Source organism: Luedemannella helvata (assembly GCF_039528415.1).
Taxonomy (GTDB): Bacteria; Actinomycetota; Actinomycetes; order Mycobacteriales; family Micromonosporaceae; genus Luedemannella; species Luedemannella helvata.
Genome location: NZ_BAAALS010000016.1, coordinates 137,454 through 161,783 on the forward strand (window position 1 = coordinate 137,454; position 24,330 = coordinate 161,783).

21 protein-coding genes are annotated in these 24,330 nt (G+C 72.3%); 16 read left to right on the forward strand and 5 right to left on the reverse strand.

Annotated features, from left to right (window positions below; genetic code table 11):
* The first annotated feature begins 1,755 nt into the window (after window positions 1-1,755).
* Genes ABD191_RS17560 through ABD191_RS17570 form a run of 3 tightly spaced genes read left to right on the forward strand, consistent with a single transcriptional unit; the run spans window position 1,756 to window position 3,931 of the window.
* Window positions 1,756-2,076 carry a hypothetical protein gene (locus ABD191_RS17560; RefSeq protein ID WP_344082909.1) on the forward strand — a complete coding sequence of 107 codons (321 nt, stop codon included), beginning with the start codon at window positions 1,756-1,758 and terminating at the stop codon, window positions 2,074-2,076.
* On the forward strand, window positions 2,073-2,663 hold the full coding sequence (locus ABD191_RS17565) for a tetratricopeptide repeat protein (protein ID WP_344082911.1): 591 nt from the start codon (window positions 2,073-2,075) through the stop codon (window positions 2,661-2,663). Before ABD191_RS17560 ends, ABD191_RS17565 begins: the two co-directional genes overlap by 4 nt.
* A gap of 8 nt (window positions 2,664-2,671) precedes the next feature.
* Window positions 2,672-3,931, forward strand: coding sequence for a glycosyltransferase (locus ABD191_RS17570; protein ID WP_344082913.1), 1,260 nt, complete (start codon window positions 2,672-2,674; stop codon window positions 3,929-3,931).
* A gap of 26 nt (window positions 3,932-3,957) precedes the next feature.
* On the opposite strand, the gene ABD191_RS17575 is transcribed toward ABD191_RS17570, so the two are convergent.
* Window positions 3,958-5,292 (reverse strand): PH domain-containing protein, encoded by a 1,335-nt coding sequence (locus ABD191_RS17575; RefSeq protein ID WP_344082915.1) that lies wholly within the window; start codon window positions 5,290-5,292, stop codon window positions 3,958-3,960.
* The gene (locus tag ABD191_RS17580) at window positions 5,289-5,777 is read right to left on the reverse strand and encodes a PH domain-containing protein (protein WP_344082917.1); all 489 of its coding nucleotides are present in this window, start codon (window positions 5,775-5,777) and stop codon (window positions 5,289-5,291) included. The genes ABD191_RS17575 and ABD191_RS17580 overlap by 4 nt, the downstream gene beginning before the upstream one ends.
* A gap of 42 nt (window positions 5,778-5,819) precedes the next feature.
* Here ABD191_RS17580 and ABD191_RS17585 point away from each other — a divergent pair, with 42 nt between their 5' ends.
* From ABD191_RS17585 to ABD191_RS17600, 4 genes are read left to right on the forward strand one after another with little or no spacing between them, the layout of a single operon-like run.
* Complete coding sequence (locus ABD191_RS17585) at window positions 5,820-6,830, forward strand: ferrochelatase (protein ID WP_344082919.1); 1,011 nt, start codon at window positions 5,820-5,822, stop codon at window positions 6,828-6,830.
* Between the two features lie 43 nt (window positions 6,831-6,873).
* Complete coding sequence (locus tag ABD191_RS17590) at window positions 6,874-7,461, forward strand: PadR family transcriptional regulator (protein WP_344082921.1); 588 nt, start codon at window positions 6,874-6,876, stop codon at window positions 7,459-7,461.
* On the forward strand, window positions 7,458-8,189 hold the full coding sequence (locus ABD191_RS17595; RefSeq protein ID WP_344082923.1) for an ABC transporter ATP-binding protein: 732 nt from the start codon (window positions 7,458-7,460) through the stop codon (window positions 8,187-8,189). Before ABD191_RS17590 ends, ABD191_RS17595 begins: the two co-directional genes overlap by 4 nt.
* A complete protein-coding gene (locus ABD191_RS17600; protein ID WP_344082925.1) occupies window positions 8,186-10,939 on the forward strand; it encodes an ABC transporter permease in 2,754 nt (917 codons plus the stop codon). Before ABD191_RS17595 ends, ABD191_RS17600 begins: the two co-directional genes overlap by 4 nt.
* 41 nt (window positions 10,940-10,980) lie before the next feature.
* On the opposite strand, the gene ABD191_RS17605 is transcribed toward ABD191_RS17600, so the two are convergent.
* Entirely contained in the window at window positions 10,981-11,766 is a 786-nt protein-coding gene (locus tag ABD191_RS17605) for a hypothetical protein (protein WP_344082927.1), read from the reverse strand.
* Window positions 11,767-11,893: 127 nt separating this feature from the next.
* On the opposite strand from ABD191_RS17605, the gene ABD191_RS17610 reads away from it, so the two are divergent.
* A complete protein-coding gene (locus tag ABD191_RS17610; protein ID WP_344082929.1) occupies window positions 11,894-12,703 on the forward strand; it encodes a DUF3097 domain-containing protein in 810 nt (269 codons plus the stop codon).
* A gap of 4 nt (window positions 12,704-12,707) precedes the next feature.
* Here ABD191_RS17610 and ABD191_RS17615 read toward each other — a convergent pair whose 3' ends face one another.
* Window positions 12,708-14,036: a serine hydrolase domain-containing protein gene (locus ABD191_RS17615; RefSeq protein ID WP_344082931.1), complete on the reverse strand. Its 1,329-nt coding sequence runs from the start codon at window positions 14,034-14,036 to the stop codon at window positions 12,708-12,710.
* A 161-nt stretch (window positions 14,037-14,197) separates the two neighbouring features.
* Between ABD191_RS17615 and ABD191_RS17620 the strand changes: the two genes are divergently transcribed.
* From ABD191_RS17620 to ABD191_RS17650, 7 genes are all read left to right on the forward strand, one after another.
* A complete protein-coding gene (locus ABD191_RS17620; protein ID WP_344082933.1) occupies window positions 14,198-14,623 on the forward strand; it encodes an NfeD family protein in 426 nt (141 codons plus the stop codon).
* Window positions 14,624-14,625: 2 nt separating this feature from the next.
* Entirely contained in the window at window positions 14,626-15,708 is a 1,083-nt protein-coding gene (locus tag ABD191_RS17625) for an SPFH domain-containing protein (RefSeq protein WP_344082935.1), read from the forward strand.
* Window positions 15,709-15,778: 70 nt separating this feature from the next.
* Window positions 15,779-16,585 (forward strand): TrmH family RNA methyltransferase, encoded by an 807-nt coding sequence (locus ABD191_RS17630; RefSeq protein WP_425560745.1) that lies wholly within the window; start codon window positions 15,779-15,781, stop codon window positions 16,583-16,585.
* Window positions 16,586-17,328: 743 nt separating this feature from the next.
* A complete protein-coding gene (locus ABD191_RS17635) occupies window positions 17,329-18,651 on the forward strand; it encodes an extracellular solute-binding protein (RefSeq protein ID WP_344082937.1) in 1,323 nt (440 codons plus the stop codon).
* Window positions 18,652-18,732: 81 nt separating this feature from the next.
* Entirely contained in the window at window positions 18,733-19,821 is a 1,089-nt protein-coding gene (locus ABD191_RS17640) for a carbohydrate ABC transporter permease (RefSeq protein ID WP_344082939.1), read from the forward strand.
* Window positions 19,821-20,723: a carbohydrate ABC transporter permease gene (locus ABD191_RS17645; RefSeq protein WP_344082941.1), complete on the forward strand. Its 903-nt coding sequence runs from the start codon at window positions 19,821-19,823 to the stop codon at window positions 20,721-20,723. Before ABD191_RS17640 ends, ABD191_RS17645 begins: the two co-directional genes overlap by 1 nt.
* 738 nt (window positions 20,724-21,461) lie before the next feature.
* Window positions 21,462-23,090 (forward strand): bifunctional 3'-5' exonuclease/DNA polymerase, encoded by a 1,629-nt coding sequence (locus ABD191_RS17650; protein ID WP_344082943.1) that lies wholly within the window; start codon window positions 21,462-21,464, stop codon window positions 23,088-23,090.
* On the opposite strand, the gene ABD191_RS17655 is transcribed toward ABD191_RS17650, so the two are convergent.
* On the reverse strand, window positions 23,072-23,584 hold the full coding sequence (locus tag ABD191_RS17655) for an NUDIX domain-containing protein (protein ID WP_344082945.1): 513 nt from the start codon (window positions 23,582-23,584) through the stop codon (window positions 23,072-23,074). The two genes, ABD191_RS17650 and ABD191_RS17655, sit on opposite strands and share 19 nt — an antisense overlap.
* A gap of 117 nt (window positions 23,585-23,701) precedes the next feature.
* On the opposite strand from ABD191_RS17655, the gene ABD191_RS17660 reads away from it, so the two are divergent.
* A complete protein-coding gene (locus tag ABD191_RS17660; RefSeq protein ID WP_344082965.1) occupies window positions 23,702-24,268 on the forward strand; it encodes a nucleotidyltransferase family protein in 567 nt (188 codons plus the stop codon).
* Window positions 24,269-24,330: the final 62 nt, after the last annotated feature.

Consider the following 24,330-nt stretch of genomic DNA (forward strand, 5'->3'; position numbering starts at 1 on the left):
GGGTGCCTACCTGATGGAAAGGGCGAGTGTTGGCCCAGCGGCGTGCCAGGTGCGCAAGGCCCGGCCGGCCCGCCCGGCCCCGCCGGCCCGCCCGGCACCGGCGTGCAAGGTCCGCAAGGTGCTCCCGGTCCACCAGGACCGTCCGGCCCGCCGGGAACCGGAATCGCGGGTTCCCAAGGCCCGCAAGGTTTTCAGGGCGTTGAGGGCGCACAGGGCCCGCGTGGTTCGCAGGGTTATCAGGGCGACGCGGGTGTGCCGGGTTCGCAGGGCGCACCGGGTTCGCAGGGTGTGCCGGGTGCGCAGGGTGTGGCGGGGTCTCAGGGTCCGCAGGGTTTCCAGGGCGCCGTGGGCGCACCCGGTTCGCAGGGCGCGCCCGGTTCGCAGGGCGCGCCCGGTTCGCAAGGTGTGCCCGGTTCGCAAGGTGTGCCGGGTTCGCAGGGTGTGGCGGGGTCTCAGGGTCCGCAGGGCTTCCAGGGTTCCGTAGGCGCACCCGGTTCGCAGGGCTCACCCGGTTCGCAGGGCGCACCCGGTTCGCAGGGTGTCTTCGGTTCGCAGGGCGCACCCGGTTCGCAAGGTGTGCCCGGTTCGCAAGGTGTGCCGGGTTCGCAGGGTGTGGCGGGGTCTCAGGGTCCGCAGGGCTTCCAGGGTTCCGTAGGTGCACCCGGCTCGCAGGGCTCACCCGGTTCGCAGGGCGCACCCGGTTCGCAGGGCGCACCCGGCTCGCAAGGCTCACCCGGTTCGCAGGGCGCACCCGGTTCGCAGGGTGTCTTCGGTTCGCAGGGCGCACCCGGTTCGCAAGGTGTGCCCGGTTCGCAAGGTGTGCCGGGTTCGCAGGGTGTGGCGGGGTCTCAGGGTCCGCAGGGCTTCCAGGGTTCCGTAGGTGCACCCGGCTCGCAGGGCTCACCCGGTTCGCAGGGCGCACCCGGTTCGCAGGGTGTCTTCGGCTCGCAGGGCGCACCCGGTTCGCAAGGTGTTCCCGGTTCGCAAGGTGTGCCGGGCTCGCAAGGTGTGCCGGGCTCGCAAGGAGTGCCGGGCTCGCAGGGTGTGGCGGGGTCTCAGGGTCCGCAGGGCTTCCAGGGTTCCGTAGGTGCACCCGGCTCGCAGGGCTCACCCGGCTCGCAAGGCTCACCCGGTTCGCAGGGTGTCTTCGGCTCGCAGGGCGCACCCGGTTCGCAAGGTGTTCCCGGTTCGCAAGGTGCGCCGGGCTCGCAAGGTGCGCCGGGCTCGCAAGGTGCGCCGGGCTCGCAAGGAGTGCCGGGCTCGCAGGGTGTGGCGGGGTCTCAGGGTCCGCAGGGTTTCCAGGGTTCCGTGGGCGCACCCGGTTCGCAGGGCGCACCGGGCTCGCAGGGTGTGCCGGGTTCGCAGGGTGTGGCGGGGTCTCAGGGTCCCCAGGGTTTCCAGGGCGCCGTGGGCGCACCCGGTTCGCAAGGTGCGCCGGGCTCGCAGGGCGCACCCGGTTCGCAGGGTGTCTTCGGCTCGCAGGGCGCGCCGGGCTCGCAAGGTGTGCCGGGTTCGCAGGGTGTGGCGGGGTCTCAGGGTCCGCAGGGTTTCCAGGGTGCGCAGGGCTCGCAAGGCGTGCCTGGCTCGCAGGGTGTGGCGGGGTCTCAGGGCCCGCAGGGTTTTCAGGGTGCCGTCGGTGCGGCGGGTTCGCAGGGCGTGCCCGGGTCGCAGGGCCCGCAAGGCCTGCGTGGTTCGCAGGGTGTGCCGGGTTCGCAGGGTGCGCCCGGTTCGCAAGGGCCTCAGGGCGGGTCGCCCGTGAGGCTCTTCACCATCACCGACGACATCCAGGCAAACGAGGCGCCCATTGGCTCGGTGTCCTGCAACTACCCGAACTATGCGCTGTCCGGCGGTTATCAGCTTCTCACCACGCAGTCGCCCGCGCCGATTTTCTTCTCGGACTTCCCGACCGGTGACCAACGGGGCTGGCAGGTCGTCGCGGACAGGCCGGCGAATTTCAGGGTTTTCGTGATCTGTATCAGCGGCTCCTCGGCGGAAAGGATCGCGCCGCCGCCACCGACAACCCCGCCGGTAGCGACGACGACCGTTGTAGCTCGGGCAAATAGAGACGAAGGATGATCGTGATGGTGAAGTTGAGGGTTCCTGTCGTACTCGCGGTGATGCTCGCCTGTGTCGGGTGCAGCGAGGCGGGCCCTTCACCTTCGGCGGTGTCCGCCCCGCCGGGACCGCAGAGCGCCGCCGCGGGGAACCGGGGGGTCGCGTTGCTGTTGCAGCGTGGCATCGACCAGGGTCAGAAGGGCGATCTGGCCAGTGCCGAGAAGACATTTCGCAGCCTGCTGGAGGTTGACGCCAGCAACAAGTACGCCTGGTACAACCTGGGTGTGGTGGAGCAGCGCCGTAAGAAGAACGCGCAGGCGGTGGCCTCGTACGACAAGGCGTTGGCGGCTGACCCCGGATTCACGCCGGCGATGTACAACAAGGCCATCATCCTGGAGGACAAGCGCGACGACGCGGCGGCGATGCGCCTGTACAAGCAGATCGTGGTCCTTAACCCCAAGGCGTCCACGACGTTCCTGCGAATGGGATTGTTGCAGTTGCGTAAGGGCGAGACAGACAGTGCCCGCGACAGTTTCAGCAAGGCGCTCGCGATCGACCCGCAGCTGCGCGATTCCGTGCCGGAGCAGTACCGGCCGGACGGGCCGTAGGGTCGGGCATGGCGAGGGTCAGCGTCTTCACGCCGAGTCACCACCCGCGCTTCCTGGACGAGTGTCTACGGTCGCTTCAGGCGCAGACGATGCCCGACTGGGAGTGGGTGATCGTGCTGAACCAGGGCGCCCGCTGGCGTCCCGAAAAACAGGATCCACGGGTACGCGTCACCGTGCGCGACGAGCTCGTCGGCGTCGGCGCGGCGAAGCGCCATGCCTGCGAGCAGGCCCGGGCCGAGGTGCTTGTCGAGCTGGACCACGACGACGTGCTGGCACCGCAGTGCCTGGAGCGGGTTGTCGCCGTGTTCGAGGAGCGCCCGCAGGTGGGCTTCGTCTTCAGCGACACCGCCCAGATCACCGAGGCCGGCGGCCGGGACGACACCCGCTTCGACCCCCACGCCGGCTGGCGTTACCGCGAGGAACGCGTCGGCGACCTGGACGTGCTCGCGGCCCACGGCCTGGCACCGACGCCGCACAACGTCAGCTACATCTGGTACGCCCCGAATCACGTGCGGGCGTTCCGCAGGGACCTCTACGAGAAGGTCGGCGGGTACGACGAGACGCTGGACATCCTCGACGACCAGGACCTGATGTGCCGGCTCTACCAGGTCACCGAGTTTCATCACGTGCCCGAATGCCTGTACCTGCAGCGGATGCACCCCCGTAACACGCAGCGCGACGCGGAGACCAACGCGCGCATCCAGCAGCGCACCGTGGAGCTCTACGACCGCCACGTCGAGGCGAACGCGCTCGCCTGGGCGCAGCGCAGCGGCCTGCTCGCGTTGGATCTGGGTGCGGCGCACAACAAGCGGGAGGGCTACCTCGGCGTCGACCAGTACGCCGAGCCCGGCGTGGACATCGTGGCCGACGTGACGGAGGGTCTGGACCTGCCCGACGGCAGTGTGGGCGTGATCCGGGCGGCGGATTTCCTGGAGCACATCCCCGACAAGGTCGCCATCTTCAACGAGCTGTACCGGCTGCTCGCCCCGGACGGGATGCTGCTGTCGTTGACCCCGAGCACCGACGGGCGCGGCGCCTTCCAGGATCCCACGCATGTGGCGTTCTACAACGAGAACTCCTTCTGGTACGTCACGGACGCCGACTTCGCCCGGTTCGTGCCCGAGCAGCGGTGCCGTTTCCAGGTCTCCCGGCTGGTCACGTACTTCCCGAGTCCGTGGCACCAGCAGCACGACATCTCGTACGTGGCGGCGAACCTCATCGCCATCAAGGACGGCAGCGCCCGCAACGGCGGCCCGCTGCGCATCTGAACGGGCCGGGCAGGGCCGCCACCGGGTCAGTGGCGGCGGGCGGCGCGGGCCTGCTCGGCCAGGTCGTTGGCGAGTTCGCGGGCCTCGTTGACGTCGCGGTGCCACGCGGTGACCGACCGGCCGCCGGCCAGGTCGACGAAGACGCTGGCCAGGCCGAGCCGGCGTTCGAGCGGTCCCTGGCGCACCCGCACGCTCTGCACCCGGGCCAGCGACGCGGCCGTCAGCTCCCGGGTGATGAGACCCTGCTGCACGACGAACGCGTGCTCGGTGCGCCCGTACCCGAGGACCCGGTACGCCAGCGGCGACAGCCAGCGGGCGCGCCGTGGCGCGAGCGAGATGCTGACCGTGGTGAGCTCGAAGCCGGGCAGCGTCTCGGTGATCAGGCGCCGGGCGTCGGACACCGTGCCCACGGGCAACAGCGTGCCGGTGCGCTCGTTGTCCTCGATGCTCACCGCGCTGCCCGCGATGTCCATTTTCACGCGGACCCAGCCGCGGCTGCGCCACAGCCACGGCCAGGTGACCGTGACGGCCTGCACCCGACCGAGGGGTACGGTCTGGCTGCGTTTCTCCAGCGCGCCGCGGCGGACGCGCAACCCGTCGCCGCCCGCGGCGACCGTGAAGCCCCAGTCGCCCAGCACGGTGCGGATCGGTGCGAGCAGGACGCCGAGGACGGCGGTGAGTGTGCTGGCGACGCCGATGAAGCTGATCCGGCCCTCGGACACGAAGAAGACGATCGGCATGACGGCCGCTACGGGCACGAACCACCACTGTGGACGCAGCAGCTGCGAGATGACCAGGTCGCGGTTGGCGACCCGGTGCAGGAGCTGCTCCTCGACCGGCGCGGCGTCCGACTCGGGCTCGCCCTCGGCGGCGGTGGCGGTGGCAGCGGCGGGCGCCGTCCCGCGCGCGGCGGTGGCAGCCGCGAGCAGCCGGGCGCGCAGTGCGGTGGCCTGCCCGACCGTGAGGAACGCCAGCGGCGCCTCGGTCTTCGCGCCGCCGACCACCTCAAGGCGCAGCTCAGCCAGCCCGAACACGCGGGCGAGCGCCGAGCGGACCACCTCCACGCTCTGGAGGCGGGCCAGCGGGATCGCCCGGGCGCGCCGGTTGAGCAGCCCCTCGTAGCTGCGTAGCTCCTGGTCGACGATGTGGTAGCCGGTCGTGAGCCAGCTGATCAGCGAGGCGGTCAGCGTGACCACGAGGACGCCGGCCACGGCGATCAGCCAGCGCGCCGTCCCGAGGTTGCTGTAGCCCTGCCACGAGATGGCGGCCACCGCGAGCGCGAACATCCGGAAGCTGCGCAGCAGCGGCGTCAGCGGATGCAGGCGCTGCCGCGGCTCGGGAGCCGGGCCGGGTGCGGTCACAGGCCCTCCGCGCGGGCGTGGCCGAGGGCGGTGAGCCTGTCGCGCAGGCGTGCGGCCTCCTGCGGATCGAGGCCGGGCACGCGCGCGTTGCTCGCCGCCGCGGCGGTGTGCATCTGCACCGTCGCCAGCCCGAACGCCCGCTCAAGCGGCCCGGCCGTCACGTCGACGAACTGCATGCGCCCGTACGGGACGATCGACAGCCGTCGTACGACCCGGCCATGGCGTACGAGCAGGTCATCCGCGCGTTCGGCGTACCCCCAGGCTTTGACGACGCGCGGCAGCAGCAGCGCGCGGATCACGCCGACCACGACGGCGATCGCGCCTACCGTGAGGGGCACCCATGACCGCCAGAAGAGCCAGACCACCAGGCTCGGGACGACGATCCACAGCACGGCGACGGCGAGGGAGATCAGCTCCAGCCACAGCAACTTGGGGGAGACGGGCCGCCACGACACGTCCTCGGGCCAGATGGTGAAAGCGGACACCCTGCCAGGGTAGGCGGCGTTGGCCAGGGCAGGATGGGTGCCATGGGGTACGACGCGTTCCTGCTGCTCTCGTTCGGTGGACCGGAGGGGCCTGAGGACGTGCTGCCGTTCCTGGAGAACGTCACGCGCGGCCGGGGCATCCCGCCGGAGCGGCTCGCGGAGGTCGCCGGGCACTACCGGCGCTTCGGCGGCGTCTCCCCGATCAACCAGCAGTGTCGCGACCTGATCGCCGCGGTGCGGCCCGCGCTCGCCGACGCTGGCGTCGACCTGCCGATCTACTGGGGCAACCGCAACTGGCACCCGATGCTCGCCGACACGGTCGCCCGGATGCGCGACGACGGGGTGCGGCACGCCCTGGCGTTCGTCACGAGCGCGTTCGGCTCCTACTCGGCCTGCCGGCAGTACCTCGACGACATCGCGGCGGCCCGCCGGGCCGTGGGCCCGGGAGCGCCGGTCATCTCCAAGATCCGTCACTTCCATGACCATCCGGGGTACGTGCGACCGCACGCGGACGCGTTGCGCGACGCGCTGGCGAAGGTGACCGCGGCGGCGGACGGCCCGGTGCGCATCGCGTTCACGGCGCACTCCATCCCGACGGCGATGGCGGCGACCGCCGGCCCGACGGGCCGGCGCTACGAGGCGCAGCTGCGGGAGACGGCCTCGCTCGTGGCCGGCGACCTGCCGTGGGACCTCGTCTGGCAGTCGCGGTCGGGCTCCCCGCACACGCCATGGCTGGAGCCGGACATCAACGACCACCTGGTCGCGCTGGCTGACGCGGGCGCCGCCGGCGTGGTCGTGAGCCCGATCGGCTTCGTCTCCGACCACCTTGAGGTGATCTGGGACCTGGACACGGAGGCCGCCGCGACGGCGGCGAAGCTGGGCCTGGCCTACGCCCGGGCGGCGACGCCCGGCACGGACCCCCGGTTCGTGACCATGATCGTCGATCTGGTGCGGGAGCGGCTGGAGCCCGGGTCGCCCCGCGCGGCGCTGGGTTCGGTGCCCACCTGGGACGAGTGCCCGCTGGGGTGCTGCCCGGCGCCGCGGCGACCCTGAGCGGGGTTGCCCGCCGCATACCCGGTATGCATACTCCGTATCTATGAGTGTGCGTTATGGGCTCCTGGCGCTCCTGGAGCGCGGGCCCCGCTACGGCTACCAGCTACGGGCCGAGTTCGAGCAGGCCACCGGCGGCACCTGGCCGCTGAACATCGGGCAGGTCTACACGACCCTGACCCGCCTGGAACGCGATGAGCTCGTCCGCGCGTTGCCGGAGTCCGAGGCCGGCCAGCGCCCGTACGAGGCGACCGAGGCGGGGCGGGCCGAACTGGCCCGGTGGTTCGCCACCCCGATCGAGCACGGTGACCGGCCGCGCAACGAGCTGACCATCAAACTCGCCCTGGCGATCACCACCCCGGGCGTCGACGTGCGGGCCATCGTCCAGGCCCAGCGGACGGCCAGCATGCGCATGCTGCAGGAGTACACCCGGCTGCGGCACCGCGCCGACGACCCCGCCGACCTGGCCTGGCGGCTCGTGCTCGACGCCATGATCTTCCAGGCCGAGGGCGAGCTGCGGTGGCTCGATCACTGCGAGGCCTCGCTCGTCCGGTTCTCTCCCGCCCCCGCGGCGCCGACGCCGACCCCTGACGCCGAATCCACCCCCACCCCCATTCCCGGAGGCACCCGATGAGCTCCGTCCTCGAACTGCGCGGCGTCCACCGCGTCCACGGCAAGGGCGAAACCGCCGTGCAGGCGCTGCGCGACGTCTCCCTGCGGGTCAACCCGGGCGAACTCGTCGCCGTCATGGGCCCGTCCGGGTCCGGCAAGTCGACCCTGCTCAACCTCGCCGGCGGCCTCGACGCCCCGACCAGCGGCGAGGTCGTCGTCGCCGGTCAGGTGCTCGGCCAGTGCAACCGCCGCCAGCTCGCCGCCGTGCGGCGGCGCACCATCGGGTACGTCTTCCAGCACCTGAACCTGCTGCCCAGCCTGACGGCCGTCGAGAACGTGGCGCTGCCGGCCGAGCTGGACGGGGTCGGCATCCGCAAGGCGCGCGACCTCGCCATGGCCGCGCTCGAGGCGGTCGGGCTCACCGACCTGGCCCGCCGGTTCCCCGACGAGATGTCCGGCGGCCAGCAGCAGCGCGTCGCCATCGCCCGCGCGCTCGTCGGGCAGCGCAAGCTCGTGCTCGCCGACGAGCCGACGGGCGCGCTCGACTCGCAGACCGGCGAGGGCGTGCTGCGGCTGCTGCGTACCCGCGTCGACGCGGGCGCCGCCGGGATGCTCGTGACCCACGAGCCCCGCCACGCGGCGTGGGCCGACCGGGTCGTGTTCCTGCGCGACGGCGAGATCGTCGACACCTCCGGCCCGCTCGCCCAGCCCGAGCAGCTGCTCGCCGCGACCCCCGGCGTCACCGCGTGAGCCCGCTCGCGTCATGGCGGACCGCGCTGCGGATCGCGCGGCGGGAGGCCCGGCGGGCCAAGGGGCGCACCGCCCTCGTCGCCGTCATGATCGGGCTGCCGGTCGCGGGGCTGACCACCGCCGCCGTCACGTACGACATGTTCAAGCTGACCACCCAGGAGGAGGTGACCCGCGACCTGGGCGCGGCCGACGCGGTCCTGACATGGGTGGAGGACAGCCCTATCAAGCAGGAGCCCGACGGCCTCGGCTACTCCTCCGAAACGTCGACGCCGGGCGGCCCGAAGCAGAAGACCGACGCCGACGTCCTCGCGGTGCTCCCGGCCGGCAGCCGCGTCGTGAAGCCGAACGAGTCGTCGGTCGACATGCGCACGGCCGCCGGGACCGGGATCCTCACCGCCCACACCCTCGACGTGACCGACCCCATCTATGCCGGGCACGTGGCACTGCTGCGCGGCCGCGCCCCGGCGGCCGCGAACGAGGTCGCCGTCAGCGGGAGTGCGATCGACCGGCTGGGCGCCGACGTCGGCGACACGGTGAGCACGGCGGACCGTACGCGCACCTTCACGGTCGTGGGCGTGGTCGAGTTCCCAGCCATGCTCCACGACCACCTGGTCTTCGCGCCGGGGGCCATGCCGCCGTCGATCGACGAGGACCCGTCGTGGGGGCAACGGCGCTGGCTCGCCGACACACCCGCGGCCGTCTCGTGGGACGAGGTGCAGCGGCTCAACGAGAAGGGCATCCTGGTCCGTTCGCGCGCGGTGCTGCTGGACCCGCCGTTCATCGATGACTCTGTGCTGGGCGGTGGCGGCGGTGGTGTCCCCGAACCCGATGAGCTTGCCCTCGGCGGGCTCCTGGCCGGCATGTGCATCCTCGAGGTGGCGCTGCTGGCCGGGCCGGCGTTCGCGGTCGGGGCCCGACGGCGCCAGCGCCAGCTCGCCCTCGTCGCCGCGAGTGGCGGCACGGGGGCGCACGTGCGGCGCATCGTGCTCGCGGACGGCATCGTGCTCGGAGTGGTCGGCGCCGTCTGCGGTCTCATCCTCGGCGTCGCGGTCGCCTTCGCGGGCCGGCCATTCATCGAGCAGTACCTGTTCCACGCGCGCGCCGGCGGCTACCGGGTGTTCCCGTTGGCGTTGGTCGGCATCGTGGCGCTCGCCGTGGCCACCGGGCTGCTGGCCGCGCTGGTGCCGGCGTTCGTCGCCGCCCGCCAGCCGGTCGTCGCGGCGTTGCAGGGCCGCCGGGGCGTCACCCGCTCGCGCAAGCGGTGGCTCGCGCTCGGCCTCGCGATGACGGCGGTCGGCGTGGCCGTCGCCGCGTACGGGGCGTGGGACACCACCGAGAACGTCGTGCTCGCCGGGCTGGTGGTCGGCGAGCTCGGGCTGGTGCTGTGCACGCCGGCCCTGGTCGGCCTCATCGCCCGGCTCGGCGGCCGGCTGCCGGTCGCGCCCCGCATCGCGCTGCGCGACACGGGCCGCAACCGGTCCTCGGCCGCCCCGGCGATCTCGGCCGTCATGGCCGCCGTCGCGGGCAGCATGGCGCTGAGCGTCTTTCTGGGCAGCAGCAACGCGCAGAACGAGGCCAGCTACGAGCCCACCCTGCCGTACGGGAACGCGATGGTGATGATCAGCCCCGAGTACATCGGGCGAACCGACCGGCGCGCCGTCGACCAGGACGCGATCGCGGCCGCCCTGCGGGCCAACCTGCCGACCTCCTCGGTCCTCACGGTGTCGTCGCTCGGCTGCGCGGACCAGCCGGCGACCACCGGCGACTCGCCCAGGCGTTGCGGGTTCAGCGCCTTCGCTGAGCTGCCCCCCGAGCGGCAGTGCCCGTACGAGAACCTGCAGCGCGAGCCCACCCTCGACGAGCAGAAGGCGGCCGCCCGTGACGACCGGTGCGACCGGGCGGACGGCACGTGGACGTCCGGAATGATGAGCACGGTCGTCGACGACGGGGCGGCGGTCGCCGCCGTCACGGGCGCCGGCGGGGACGACCTCGTCCGCGCCACCGAGACGCTCCAGCGGGGCGGCATCGTCGTCACCAGCCCCGCCCTGGTCAAGGACGGCAGCGCCACGCTCGTCGTCGACAGCTGGCGCGAGGACGGGGTCGCCGGCGAGGCGAAGCGCTTCAGCGTGCCCGCGTACGCGGTCAGCGCGGCCCCCGGCCTGTCCACGTTGATCGTGTCGCCGCAGGTGGCGGCGCGCGCGGGAGCCAAGGTCGTGCCGTTCGCGGTCGTGGCCGTGGCCGGCCGCGCGCCGACGCAGGCCGAGATAGACGCGGCCAACGGCGCCGTGCGCGGCGTGGACGGGCGCGTCTACCTCACGGTCGAGCGGGGCCCGTCGAACGGGGAGGACCCGACCCTGCTCGTGCTGGCGATCATCGCCGGCGTGGTGGCGCTCGGCGCGGCCGGCGTGGCCACCGGTCTCGCGGCCGCCGACGGGCGGGCCGACCTGTCCACCCTGGCGGCCGTGGGCGCCTCCCCGGGCCTGCGGCGGGTGTTGTCGCTGAGCCAGTCGGGCGTGATCGCCGGGCTGGGCGCCCTGCTCGGCGTCGCGGCCGGCACCGGGGTGGCGGCTGCCGTGCTGTTCGCGCTCAACCGGGTGTACGCCGACCGGTGGCCCGCGCCCGTACCGATGCCGATCATCGTTCCGTGGACCAACGTCGCGCTGCTCGCGATCGTCGTGCCGGCGGTGGCGATGGTGGGCGCGGGGCTGTTGACGCGGTCGCGGCTGCCGATCGAGCGGCGACCGGAGTAAGGGGGGTGCCGGGCCGGCCCGCCAACGCGGGCCGGCCCGGGTCAGTCTTCGAGCGGCGAGTTGCAGGCGGCGACCAGCGCCTCGCGGCACGCGACCGTGAGCGGGCGCAGGGCCTCGTCGCGCTGCTGCATCTCGAACCCGTTGACCGCACCGCCGGGCGCGGCCACCTCCGCGAGCGCGAGCACCTGGTCGAGCACGCACGCGCGGGCGAACAGGCGCCGGGCGCGGGGCGTGTAGCCGGGGGGCAGTTCGGCACCGTTCTCCGGGCGTCGCAGCGCGGCGAGCGCGGTCGCCAGCTCCGGTTTCCACGCCGCCACGTCGAGGCGGGTGAGCTGCGCGGTGGCCGTCGCGAGCGCGACCGACAGGGCGCCCTCGGCCTCGGCGGCGCTCGGCTCGTGCCCACTCGGGCACGGCGCCTCGGGTAGCGGGTACACCTGCCAGACCACGGTCTCGAACGTGTCGCCCGAGCCGGAGGTGTGCGTGCGCACCTGCGGCACCAGGCCCAGCCGGCCGGCGATCACCCCCTCGCCGGCGAGCAGTGCGGCGCTCGTGAACGGCCCGGGTCCGGGCAGCCCGCGCGGGTCGCCCGGAGCCGGCAGCACCAGCCGGATCTCGTTGGGGTGCAGCCGGGAGAGGACGCTGAGCGCCTCACGCAGCGGCACGTCACTCCAGGTGCCGGGGGCGTCGGCGACCAGGTGCTCCTCGTCGCCGCCGACCTCGTCAGCCACGTCGTCATACGCGACGATGCCGGCGCGCCACGCCCTGACCCAGCTGACCAGCCGGGTCGACCGGCGCGCGGCGGCGGTCGCGGTCCGTGCGGGGGACATGAACGCTAGGGTACGGCCTGCGACCTGGCCATGTCTCGTCGAGCGAGCGGACAGTGCCCTGACCGGTCGGCTGAGGCGGCGTGGCGCGCCGTCGCTCGCCCGGCGTGGCGCACTACGGTCGGCACCTATGGGACGAGGGGACAGGTACGGTCACGACGTACTCGCTGGGGCGCGAACGCCGCGCCGCGCGGTGCCGGAGGTGGACGCGGAGATCGACCTCGTGGTGGAGGATCCCGACTCGGGATTCTGCGGCGCGGTGGTCGGGTTCGAGGCCGGCGCGGTGGTCCTGGAGGACCGCTTCGGCGGGCGGCGCGTGTTCCCGCTGGCGCCGGCCGCCTTCCTGCTCGACGGCCAGGTCGTCACCCTGCGGCGGCCCGCGACGACCCGGGCCCCGGCGCCGCGCGTCACCGCCTCCGGGTCGGTGGCCGTGCCCGGCGCGGGCGCGCGGGTGGCGCGGGCCAGCCGCATCTGGGTGGAGGGCCTGCACGACGCCGCCCTCGTGGAACGGATCTGGGGCGATGACCTGCGCGTCGAGGGTGTCGTCGTCGAGCCGCTGTCCGGTGTGGACGACCTGCCCGACGCGGTGCGCGCGTTCGGTCCCGGGCCGGGCCGGCGTCTCGGCGTACTCGTCGACCACCTCGTCGCGGGCAGCAAGGAGGCCCGCATCGTGGCCAACGTGACGTCCCCGCACGTGCTTGTCGCCGGACATCCCTATGTGGACATCTGGCAGGCGGTCAGGCCCGCGCGGCTCGGTATCCCCGCGTGGCCGGTCGTGCCGCCCGGCCGGCCCTGGAAGGAGGGCGTCTGCGCGGCGCTCGGGGTGGCGACGCCCGCCGACATGTGGCGACGCGTGCTCGCCTCGGTCAACGACTGGCACGACGTGGAGACGCCGCTGGTCAACTCGATGGAGCGCCTGATCGACTTCGTGACGGAGTAGGGCGTCACATGGCCGGCCACGGGTCGCGGGTGAACACCCACGTCCCGATGTCCAGCGCGGCCACCGTGCCGGCCCGGCTGCGGCGTACCCGCAGGTATTCCCCGTCGTTCTCCCCGGAGCGGCAGCGCCACCGGTCGCCGCCGAGGGGGATGAAGCGCCACGGGGTGGTCGGCGTCGGGCCCAGCGAGGCCAGCACGAGTTCGCGGGACTCGCCGTCCCAGCGGGCCTCGTACTCCTGGCCCATCCACCACCAGCGGCCGCACAACGGCTCGATGTCGTTGGGCGGCGCCGCGCCCGGGCGCCACGGCCGGGGCCGTGGCGCCGGCTCGCCGTCCAGGACGGCCTCCAGCAGGCGTATCCCCAGCCCGCCGATGCCGCCGGAAACCCCCAACCGGTACGCGTTGGCGAAGGCGACCACGCCGGTGCGGCTCGGCCGGTGGGTGACGAGGATGGCCAGATACCCCGGCATCGAGCCCGTGTGGCCGGCGAACACCCGCTCACCGCGGCGCCACAGCTGCAGTCCCAGGCCGTACCCGGCGCTCCAGCGTTCCGGGTCCGCGATGATCGCGGGGGAGGCCATCTCGCGCACCGTGGCCGGGGCGAGCAGCTGCGGGTCGGGCCCGACCAGGAACGCCGCCCAGCGGGCGAGGTCGGTGACGGTGGACCACAGCTGCCCGGCAGGCGCCATGGCGCCGCCGTCGTGCCGGGGCTCCTCACGAAGCGTGCCGTGCCACGGGTGCACCAGATAGCCACGGGCGAACGGCTGCGTCGCCTGGTACGTCGTGCGGGCCATGCCGAGCGGTTCCAGGAACCGCTCCCGCAGGGCCGGCCACCAGTCGACGCCGGCCACCTTCGCGACCACGCCGCCCAGCAGCCCGTACGCGAGGTTGGAGTAGTGGTAGCGGCGCAACGGTGGCCACGCCGCCTTCTCGGGGCCCACTCCCGCCACGAGCGCCTGCAGGTCCCCGCCGACCGACCGTTCCCACCAGGCGCCGTCCGGCTCGCGCTGGGCGCCGCCCGCGTGGGCGAGCAGTTGGCGCAGCGTGACCCGGCCCAGCGCCGTGCCGGGCAGGTGCCGGTCCAGCGGCTCCTCGAGGCTCAGCTTGCCGTCATCGCGCAGGCGCAGCAGCAGCGCGGCCGTGAGGGACTTGCTGATGGAACCGATGCGGTACTGCGTGTCGGCGTCGGGCACGGGCAACTCGCCCGCGCCGCTCACATGCTCCAGTTCTCCGTCCCTGACGATCCCCGTGATGAGGGAAGGCACGCGCCCCTCGGACTGTGCGCCGGCGAGTATCTCGTCGACGCGTTGAACGGTCTGGGGCTGTAAGGTCACGCCTGTCCTTCCCCTCATTCGGTGGCGTCCGCACATTAGCAATGTCCAGATCCACACTTGCTGAACGGATACTGTCCGGGCGTCCGGTTTTGAGCGCCCGGTCGGCCCCCCGGGCACCCGGCGGGTAGAAGGATGTGGACACGGCGTGACACGATCGTCTCGTGGCTGTCATCTGGCTTGTCGCTGGGATTCTGCTCGCCGTGGCGGAGCTGATCACGGTTGACTTTGTGTTGATCATGTTGGCGGCCGGTGCGCTCAGCGCCAGCCTCGCCGCGTTCCTCGACGCCCCCCTCCTCGTGCAGGTGATCGTCTTCTCCGTGGTGTCCGTCCTCGGGCTCGTCACGGTGCGGCCGGTCATCAAGCGGCACCTGCACCGCAACGCCGACCGCACGCCCATGGGCGTCGAGGCGATCGAGGGCACCGAGGCGACCGTGATCGAGCAGGTGACGCAGTCTGGTGGCATGGTGAAGATGGGCGGTGAACTGTGGTCGGCGCGCCCGTACGACGCCACGCAGGTCATCGAGGCCGGCGCCCGGGTCCGGGTGGTCGAGATCAAGGGCGCTACGGCGCTGGTGTGGAAGGAATGATCGTGGGCGGCGGCGAAATAGTTCTGGGTCTGATCGCGGCGGCGATCATCCTGCTGGTGGTGATCACCCTGGCCAAGTCCGTCCGGGTGGTGCCGCAGCAGCAGATGAATGTGGTCGAGCGGCTGGGCAAGTACCAGCGCACCCTCACCCCGGGCCTCAACGTGCTGGTGCCGTATCTCGACAAGATCCGCACCAAGGTCGACATGCGCGAGCAGGTGGTGAGCTTCCCGCCGCAGCCCGTGATCACGTCGGACAACCTGGTCGTGTCGATCGACACCGTGCTCTACTTCAAGGTCGTCGACCCGGTCCGCGCGACGTACGAGATCGCGAACTTCCTGCAGGCCATCGAGCAGCTGACGGTCACCACCCTGCGTAACGTCATCGGCTCCATGGACCTGGAGAAGGCGCTGACCAGCCGCGAGGAGGTCAACCGGCACCTGTCCACGGTGCTGGACGAGACCACCGGCCGCTGGGGCGTCAAGGTCACCCGCGTCGAGATCAAGGCCATCGAGCCGCCGCCGAGCATCCGCGACTCCATGGAGAAGCAGATGCGCGCCGAGCGTGACCGTCGCGCGGCGATCCTCAACGCCGAGGGCCACAAGCAGTCGCAGATCCTCACCGCCGAGGGCGAGAAGCAGGCCGCCGTCCTGCGCGCCGAGGGCGAGCGGACGGCCCGCATCCTGCAGGCCGAGGGCCAGGCGAAGGCCATCCAGACCGTCTTCGACTCGATCCACACCGCCAACCCGGACCCCAAAGTGCTGGCGTACCAGTACCTGCAGGCCCTGCCGCAGATCGCGGCCGGCCCGTCGAACAAGATCTGGATCGTGCCGGCCGAGCTGACCAAGGCCCTGGAGGGCATCAGCGGTGCCCTCGGCGGCCTGGCGACCGCCGGCCCGGTCACGTCCGCCGGCCCGGCCGAGCCTCTCGGCGAGCTCACCACGCCCGCCGAGGAGACCGCCGCCGCCGCTGCCGCCGAGGCCGCCGCGGCAGCACGCGAGGCGGCCGCCGTGGCCGAGTCGGTCGTACCGGTGAGCCCGCCGGCCGACGAGCCGCCGACGGGCCGCTTCCCGGCCACACCGGCCTGACGCACGCGACCGGTGCCCCCGCGCCCGCCCGGGCTCGGGGGCACCGGCGTGCCTGCGGGATGATGCGACAGTGCCGATCGAGGAGATAACGGATCCGGGCGACCCGCGGGTGGCCGACTACCGCGAGCTGACCGACGTCGCGCTGCGGACCCGTTTCGAGCCGCCCAACGGGCTCTTCATCGCCGAGGGCGAACTCGTGCTCCGGCGCGCCCTGCGGGCCGGGTACCGGCCCCGCTCCGTGCTCATCGACACCAAGCGCACCGACCAGCTCGCCGGCCTCGACCTCGGTGGAGCACCCGTCTACGCCGGCACCCAGTCCGTCCTTGAGCACACCACGGGCTTCCACGTGCACCGTGGCGTGCTCGCGTCCTTCCACCGCCGGCCGCTGCCACCGGCATCCGACGTCCTGGCAGGCGCCCGCCGGGTGGCGATCCTCGAGGACGTCAACAACCACACCAACCTGGGCGCCATCTTCCGGGGGGCCGCGGCGCTCGGCATGGACGCCGTCCTGCTGTCGCCGTCGTGCGCCGACCCGCTCTACCGGCGCAGCGTCCGGGTCAGCATGGGGGAGGTGTTCGCCGTCCCGTACGCCCGCCTGGACCCGTGGCCGGACGCCCTCGCCACCGTACGCGAGGCGGGCTTCACCGTCCTCGCGCTGACCCCGGCGCCGGACGCGGAGCCGATCCAGCGGGTACCGGCCCAGGCGCGTAACCGCGCGGCCCTCCTGCTCGGCGCGGAGGGATCGGGCCTGTCCGAGGCGGCCATGAAGGCCAGCGACCGCCGCGTCGTCATCCCCATGTCCCGCGGCGTCGATTCCCTCAACGTCGCGGCAGCCGCGGCGGTCGCCTTCTGGGAACTCACCCGCACGGACACCTGACCCCCGCCCGTCGCCCGCCCTGGCGCCATCCGCGTCCCGCGTCTCCGGGCCTCCCCGTCTCCGGGCCTCCCCGTCTCCGGGCCTCCCCGTCTCCGGGCCTGCCCGTCTCCGGGCCTGCCCGTCTCCGGGCCTGCCCGTCTCCGGGCCTCCCCGTCTCCGGGCCTCCCCGTCTCCGGGCCTCCGCGCGGCTCCCGGCCCGACGTTTGGGCGGTTCCGCGTGGAATTCTGGCCCGGAATGGCACGCGAAACCACCCAAACGTCGGCGCGAGGCGCCCGGGCGGCGCGGGGCGGCGCGCGGTGGTGCGGGGCGGCGCGCGGTGGTGCGGGCGGCGCGCGGCGTTGCGGGCGGTGCGGGCGGCGCGAGGTGGTACGGGCGGAGGCGGGCGGTGAGGGCGGCGCGCGGCGTTGCGGGCGGGTGCGGGCGGCGCGCGGCGGTGTGAGGGCGTGCTGGGACGTTGCGGGCGGGTGTGCAGGTGGGCGGGCGCGGGCGGGGTTTAGCAGGTCAGGGGCATAATGGCCGCGCACTCGGCGGCCTTCAGCGATGTAACAGTTTTGTTTATCCGCGTAGGTCCCTTGACAGAGACGCCCGTCACGGAGGATGTTTGCTCCGAAACAGTTAAGACTCTTATCTGAAAGGTGAGTTAAGAGTTCCCGCTGGGACCCCTTGGCTCGCCGACATGGCGCAAACCCCCAACGGCGCGTGGCGACACCGCCGGGCGACGAGAACATCCAAGGAGGATGGCGTGAGGCGAAAGGTCGCGATCGCGGCGGTTCTCGCTGCGACGCTCTTCGGTGCCGCCGCGTGTGGCGGCGACGACAAGGGCGGCGAGACCACCAAGAACCCCCTCGACGGTACGGGCACGACTCTCAAGGTCTGGCTCATGGTCGACGCGCAGTCGGGCTGGCAGAACGTCGTGGACGACGCCACCGCCCGCTACAAGGCCGCGACCGGCGGCGACGTCAAGGTCGAGTACCAGCAGTGGAGCACGGTGCTCACCAACCTCGACACGGCCCTGGCCGGCAGCGACGTGCCGGACGTCGTCGAGCTGGGCAACACCCAGATGTCGAAGTACGTGTTCGACGGTGCGTTCGCCGAGCTGGACAAGACCAAGTTCGAGAACTCCGCGAACTGGCTCACCGGTCTGTCCGGTGCCTGCGACTTCGAGGGCAAGCAGTACTGCGCCCCGTACTACGCCGGTGCCCGGGTACTGATCTACCGCACGGACCTGTTCGAGAAGTCGGGCCTCAAGCCCCCGACGACGTACGACGAGCTGCTCGCGGCGGCCGCGAAGCTGAAGGCCGACAACGCCGGCGACAAGAACTTCGCGGCGTTCTACATGCCGGGCGCCTACTGGTACGCCGCCATGTCGTGGGTCTACAACGAGGGCGGCGCCATCGCGAAGAACGAGGGCGGCAAGTGGACGGGCACCCTGTCCAGCCCGGAGGCGCAGGCGGGCCTCACCAAGTGGGCCGACCTGGTGAAGAACTACTCCAAGGGTGACGTCACGAAGGACGAGGCCGACCAGGACGCGGTCTTCGCCCAGGGCCACGCCGCCATGCTGTACGGCAACGGCTGGGAGCTCGGCGCGGTGCAGCAGCAGCGCAAGGACCCCAACGACCCCAACTCGCCGATGGTCGACACCAAGGTGAAGGGCAAGGTCGCCGCGGTGGCGCTGCCCGGCGCGACGGCCGGCAAGGGCATCCCGAGCTTCCTCGGCGGTTCCGACCTCGCGATCACGGAGAAGAGCAAGCAGAAGGAACTCGCCCAGGAGTGGCTGAAGTACTTCACCGACTCCACCGCCAACAAGGGCCTGATCGCCAAGGGCGCGCTGCCGAACGCGACCAACCTGATGGACGAGGTCGTCGCGACCAAGCCGGACAACGCCGCGGCCGCCAACGCCGCCAAGTCGAGCTGGTTCGTCCCGGTCGCCCCGCACTGGGCGGACGTCGAGCAGCAGGGTGTCCTCGTGCAGATGCTGCGGGACATCGTGACCGGCAAGGCCACGATCGCCGACGCCACCAAGGCGGCGGACGACAAGATCACCGCGGCGCTCAACCAGGGCTAGTCCGCGTAGGGTCTGGCGGGTGACGGCGATGCCGCCACCCGCCAGACCGGTCACTCTTCTCTGCGGCGGTGAGGACAAGCGATGGAGAACGTGGTGGTCACCGGAGGTGATCCGCGTGCGGCCGCGGATCGGGTGGGGAGTACGCCCACGGCGCCGACGGCTGGCGCTCCCGCGAGCGCCGCGGTGACCGGTGCGGACGCCGCGGCCGGGCTGATCGTGGCGAGCGCGGGTGGCGACGATCTGGTCGCGCCGGAGTCCAGGCGCCGCCGGGGCCTGTTCGGGGCGGACAGGGCCACCCCGTACCTGTTGATCGCCCCCGCGGTCGTGGCGCTGCTCGCCCTGCTGGGCTACCCGCTCTATCGCGTGGTGGTGCTGTCGTTCCAGGCCATGGGCCACCGGCAGCTCATCCGTGGCGAGGACCCGGCCTGGGTCGGGTTCGCCAACTACACCAGGATCTTCCAGGACAGCGTCTTCTGGTCGGTCGTCGTGCGTACGGTCGCCTTCACCGCGGTCGCCGTCGTCCTCTCCGTCCTGCTGGGTCTGGCCGTCGCGCTGCTGATGCGCCGGGTGGCCAGGCCGGTGCGCACCGCCATGGTCGTCGCCATGATGCTGGCCTGGGCGATGCCCGGCCTGGTCTCCTCGCAGGTGTTCCTGTGGCTCGTCGACGCGAACTTCGGCGTCGTGAACTGGATGATCGACCAGATTCCGGGCGTGGACTTCCATAACCACAGCTGGTTCGCCGACCCGTTGCAGGGCTGGATCGTCATCACCGCCGTGGTCGTGTGGGGCGCCCTGCCGTTCCTGGCCATCACGCTGTTCGCCGGCATGTCGCAGGTGCCCAAGGAACTCAGCGAGGCCGCGACCGTCGACGGAGCCAACCCCTGGCAGGTGTTCTGCGCGGTGACGCTGCCCATCCTGCGCCCGCTGCTCGGTATCGTGACGACCTTGTCGATCATCTGGGACTTCCAGGTCTTCACCCAGATCTGGGTGCTGCGCAACGGCCGGCCGGAGGACGAGTTCCAGACGCTGAGCATCCACTCCTTCATCACCGCGTTCGGCCAGTCGAAGTACAGCCTGGGCTCCGCGGTGGCGGTGGTGACCGTACTTCTCATGCTCGGCGTAATGATCTTCTACGTCCGGCAGATGTTCAAGATCGGAGAGCAGGACTGATGGCCGTGATCACGACGTCGTCCGCCCCGCGTCGCGGCAAGGGCCGCCGCGGCGACGACATGAGCAACCAGGTTGTCGGGCGTACCCGCATCGGGGGTTTCTTCGCCAACACGGCCGGCATCATCCTCGCGATCATCATGATCTTCCCGGCGTACTGGATGATCAATACGGCGTTCAAGCCGGCCAACGAGATCCTGACGTTCGAGCCGCACTTCTTCCCGCAGCACCCGACGTTCGACAACATCATCTCCGCCGTCAAGGCGCCGAACTTCCTGCTTGACCTTCGCAACGGCCTCATCATCACGCTGCTGTCCACGGTCTCCGCGATCGTCGTCGGCTTCCTGGGCGCGCTGGCCATCGCCCGGTTCCGGTTCTACGGCCGCAAGGCGCTCATCGTGGTCATCCTCATGGTGCAGATGGTCCCGTTCATCGCCTTGCTGATCCCCGTGTTCCTGCTACTCAACGCCGTCGAGCTGACCAACACGCTGACCGGCATCACGCTGCTGTACATGGTGCTGTTCCTGCCGTACACGATCTGGACCTTGCGCGGCTTCATCGCGAACATCCCCCGCGAACTCGACGAGGCCGCCCTGGTCGACGGCTGCAGCCGCTGGCAGACGTTCTACCGGGTGATCCTGCCGCTGACCGGTCCCGGCCTGGTCGCCACCTCGATCTACGGCTTCATCCAGGCGTGGAACGAGTTCATCATCATCCAGACGGTGAACCGCCCCGACCATCAGAACCTGATGGCGTGGCTCGTTTCGAACCAGACGTCGCGGGGCACGTTCTGGGGGCCGATGATGGCCTCCGCGTTGATCACATCGATTCCCGTGGTGGTCTTCTTCCTGGTGATCCAGCGCAACATCGCCGCCGGCCTGACGGCCGGGGCGGTCAAGGGCTAACGCAAGCGGCTCCCGGGTGCGGCGGCGCCAGCGCCGTCGCTGTCGCACGCGGGTCGGCCCCAGTTGCGCTGTAGCGGCGCGGGGTGCGTTTGTCGTGCCGCCCTTCCGCCAATGTCGTGGTTTTGGCGGGTGGGCGCGGGTGGTGCGTCGCCAATGTCGTGGTTTTGGCGGGTGGGCGCGGGTGGTGCGTCGCCAATGTCGTGGTTTTGGCGGGTGGGCGCGGGTGGTGCGTCGCCAATGTCGTGGTTTTGGCGGGTGGGCGCGGGTGGTGCGTCGCCAATGTCGTGGTTTTGGCGGGTGGGCGCGGGTGGTGCGTCGCCAATGTCGTGCTTCTGGCGGGTGGGCGCGGGTGGTGCGTCACCAAAGTCGTGCATTTGGCGGATACGCGCGGGGGGAACCTCGCCAAAGTCGTGCTTTTGGCGGGATGTGCGCCTTGCTGGGTCGCCATAGTCGTGCTTTTGGTGAGGTGCGCACCGCTCCCACTCGCCAAAGTCACGACTTTGGCGAGACCGGCCGGCGAAAGCGCCGCCCACCGGACCCCTCCCGCCGGGCGAGGCTGGGTGAGCCAGCGCGAGGCCGGCGATGTCGGATAGGGCGGCGACGCCGGAGGCCGCGGCGGCGAGGGCGAGGGCGGCGAGGGCCGGAGGGCGGCGAGGGCGAGGGCGGCGAGGGCCGGAGGGCGGCAGGACCGCGACGTGCTCGGCGGGCCGTGTCGTACCCGCGGGGGACAATGCGGAGATGCTGGTCGCGGCGGTGGCAACGGACGGCCGCCGGGGGCGGCTGCGGGTGCTGCGCGAGGACGGTCAGCCGGCCGGGCCGGCCGAGGACGTCGCCGATCTCGTCAGTGATGTCAGGCGGCGCGAGGGCGCGGACACCCGGTGGCTGTGGGCCAGCACCGCGGCCCTCTATCCCGTCCTGCTCCAGGCCGGGGTCAAGGTGGCCCGGTGCCACGACGCGGAGCTGGTCGAGGCCCTGGTGCTCGGCTATCACGGCCGGTGGGGCGAGCCGCGCAGCGTCGAGGCGAGCTGGGCGCGCCGGCACGGGCTGCCCGTGCCGCCCGACCCGGTGCCGGACGCGCCGACCGGGTTCGGCGCGCACGACCAGGCGGCCCTGTTCGAGCCGCCGCAGCGGGCCGCCGTGGCCGACCCCCTGGACGCGCTCGTCGAGACGTACGCGGCGCAGCACGCGCAGATCGCCGCGCTGCCGGAACCGGGACGGTTCAAGCTGCTGGTGGCCGCCGAGAACGCCGGGGCACTCATCGCCGCCGAGATGGGGCACGTGGGCCTGCCGTGGAGCGGGCGGGCGCACGACGAGGTGCTGCGTGAGCTGCTCGGCGACCCGCCGGCGATCGCGGGCGCGCCGCCGCGCCGCCTGGTGGAGCTGACCGCCACGCTGCGGGAGTTGTTCAACGACCCGCGCCTGCATCCCGAGTCGCCGGCCGAGGTACTGCGCGCGTTCTCCCGTGCGGGCCTCGCGTTGCCGTCCACGCGGGCGTGGGTGCTGCGCGGCGTCGACCATCCGGCGGTGGCGCCGCTGCTGGAGTTCAAGGAGCTGTACCGGATCTGGACCGCGCACGGCTGGGCGTGGCGCGCCTCGTGGGTGCGCGACGGCCGGTTCTATCCCGAGTACGTGCCGGCGGGGGTGGTCTCCGGCCGGTGGGCCACGCGCGGCGGCGGCGCGCTGCAGATCCCCAAGGCGGTGCGCCGCGCGGTGGTGGCCGATCCGGGCTGGACGTTCGTGGTGGCCGACGCCGGCCAGTTGGAGCCCCGGGTGCTGGCCGCCATGGCAGGCGACCAGGGCCTGGCCCGGGCGGGCGCGAGCGGCGACATCTACGCCGCCCTGGCGACGGAGGCGTTCGCGGGCGACCGGGCGCAGGCCAAGGTGGCCCTCCTCGGCGCCATGTACGGGCAGACCGGCGGCAACGCGGTGCCGGCCCTGGCGGCGCTGCGCCAGCGCTTCCCGGTCGCCTGGGACTACGTGGAACGCGCCGCCCGTACGGGCGAGAGCGGCGGCCTCGTGCGCTCCTGGCTGGGCCGCACGTGCCCGCCGCCCGACCCGGGCGAGCGCACCCCGGCCCGCGAACGCGCCCGGGGGCGGTTCACCCGCAACTTCGTCGTGCAGGCCACGGCGGCCGAGTGGGCGCTCACGCTGATGGCGCTGGCCCGCACGGCGCTGCCGCCGGCGGCCGAGCTGGTGTTCTTCCAGCACGACGAGGTGATCGTGCACTGCCCGGTCGAGGACGCCGGGAGCGTCGAGGCCGCGCTGCGGTCGGCGGCCGTGCGCGCCGGCCGGCTGCTGTTCGGTGACACCCCGGTCCGCTTCCCGCTCGACGTCGCGGTCGTCGGCTGCTACGCCGACGCCAAATGAGACGTGAAGAAGTCCGCCATCGTCTCGGTGTGGGTCGGGAACGCCAGTTCCTGGGCGCTGGTGAGCACGACCCATTCGGTCGCTTCCTCGGTCGGCGCGGATTCGGGCAACCCGGCCGCCGGCCTGGCCGGCAGGACGCCGAAGACGAGCAGGGTCCGTCCGTTGAACGAGCTGTGCACCTCGAACAGGCGCACGTCCTCGGCCGACGCCTCCAGTCCGGTCTCCTCGCGCAGCTCGCGTACGGCCGCCTGCTGCCACGACTCGCCCGTCTCGATGAAGCCGCCGGGCAGCGCGAGCTGGCCGCGGAACGGTTCGATGTCGCGGCGCACGGCGACGACCCCCACGACACCGTCGGGGTAGCTGACCGGCTGCAGGACGACGGCCACCGGCAGCGGGTTGCTCCAGGTGGTCTCGCCGCAGCCCGGGCAGGTCCGGGGCCAGGGCGAGTCGGGCGCGTACGCGGTGCCACAGTACGAGCAGTGCGAGTGCTGCATCCCGTCACCGTAGCCGCTGCGCGCGAGCACACCACCTACGGATGGAAATGATCCGCGTCGGGGACTAGTCTGCTGAAAGGCTGGTCCGGGAATGGTTCTCAACATGGGAGTGCCGAGCTGAGCGTGGCAGGTCTGGTGCTCGCCGCGGGCGGCGGGCGCCGCTACGGCGGGCCGAAGGCGCTGGTCCGGCGGGACGGTGAGCTGCTCGTGGAGCGGGCTGTGGCCACCGCCCGCGAAGCGGGCTGCGCGCCTATCGTCGTCGTGCTCGGGGCGTCGGCGGCGGAGGTGCGCGCGCAGGCCGACCTGGGCGACGCGACCATTGTGGACAATGAGTCGTGGAAGTCGGGCATGGCGTCCTCGTTGAAGACCGGGCTGGCGACGCTCGCCGGGACGGACGCGCAGGCGGCCGTCGTGCTGCTGGTCGACACCCCCGGGGTCACCCCGGAGGCGGTGCGCCGCGTGGCCGCGAAGGCGGGCTCGGACGCGCTGATCACGGCCACGTACGGCAACCGCCGGGGGCATCCGGTGCTGCTGGGCCGCGATCACTGGGCCGGCGTCGCGACCCTCGCGACGGCCGACGTGGGCGCCCGTGCCTACCTGACGGCGCGGGCCGCCGAGGTGGTCACGGTGGCGTGCGAGGACTGCTCCGACGACACTGACCTGGACGTTCCCGAGTCCACCTGATCACCCGCTAGGAGACCGCTGATTAATGCGGCGTGCCGATACCCTGCTTTGATCGGGTTTGG

Bases quoted from the DNA above. Each gene is read 5' to 3' on its own strand.
- ABD191_RS17565 (WP_344082911.1), top strand. From the start codon at position 2,073: ATGATCGTGATGGTGAAGTTGAGGGTTCCTGTCGTACTCGCGGTGATG.
- ABD191_RS17570 (WP_344082913.1), top strand. From the start codon at position 2,672: ATGGCGAGGGTCAGCGTCTTCACGCCGAGTCACCACCCGCGCTTCCTG.
- ABD191_RS17585 (WP_344082919.1), top strand. From the start codon at position 5,820: ATGGGGTACGACGCGTTCCTGCTGCTCTCGTTCGGTGGACCGGAGGGG.
- ABD191_RS17590 (WP_344082921.1), top strand. From the start codon at position 6,874: ATGAGTGTGCGTTATGGGCTCCTGGCGCTCCTGGAGCGCGGGCCCCGC.
- ABD191_RS17595 (WP_344082923.1), top strand. From the start codon at position 7,458: ATGAGCTCCGTCCTCGAACTGCGCGGCGTCCACCGCGTCCACGGCAAG.
- ABD191_RS17605 (WP_344082927.1), bottom strand. From the start codon at position 11,766: ATGTCCCCCGCACGGACCGCGACCGCCGCCGCGCGCCGGTCGACCCGG.
- ABD191_RS17610 (WP_344082929.1), top strand. From the start codon at position 11,894: ATGGGACGAGGGGACAGGTACGGTCACGACGTACTCGCTGGGGCGCGA.
- ABD191_RS17640 (WP_344082939.1), top strand. From the start codon at position 18,733: ATGGAGAACGTGGTGGTCACCGGAGGTGATCCGCGTGCGGCCGCGGAT.
- ABD191_RS17645 (WP_344082941.1), top strand. From the start codon at position 19,821: ATGGCCGTGATCACGACGTCGTCCGCCCCGCGTCGCGGCAAGGGCCGC.
- ABD191_RS17650 (WP_344082943.1), top strand. From the start codon at position 21,462: ATGCTGGTCGCGGCGGTGGCAACGGACGGCCGCCGGGGGCGGCTGCGG.
- ABD191_RS17655 (WP_344082945.1), bottom strand. From the start codon at position 23,584: ATGCAGCACTCGCACTGCTCGTACTGTGGCACCGCGTACGCGCCCGAC.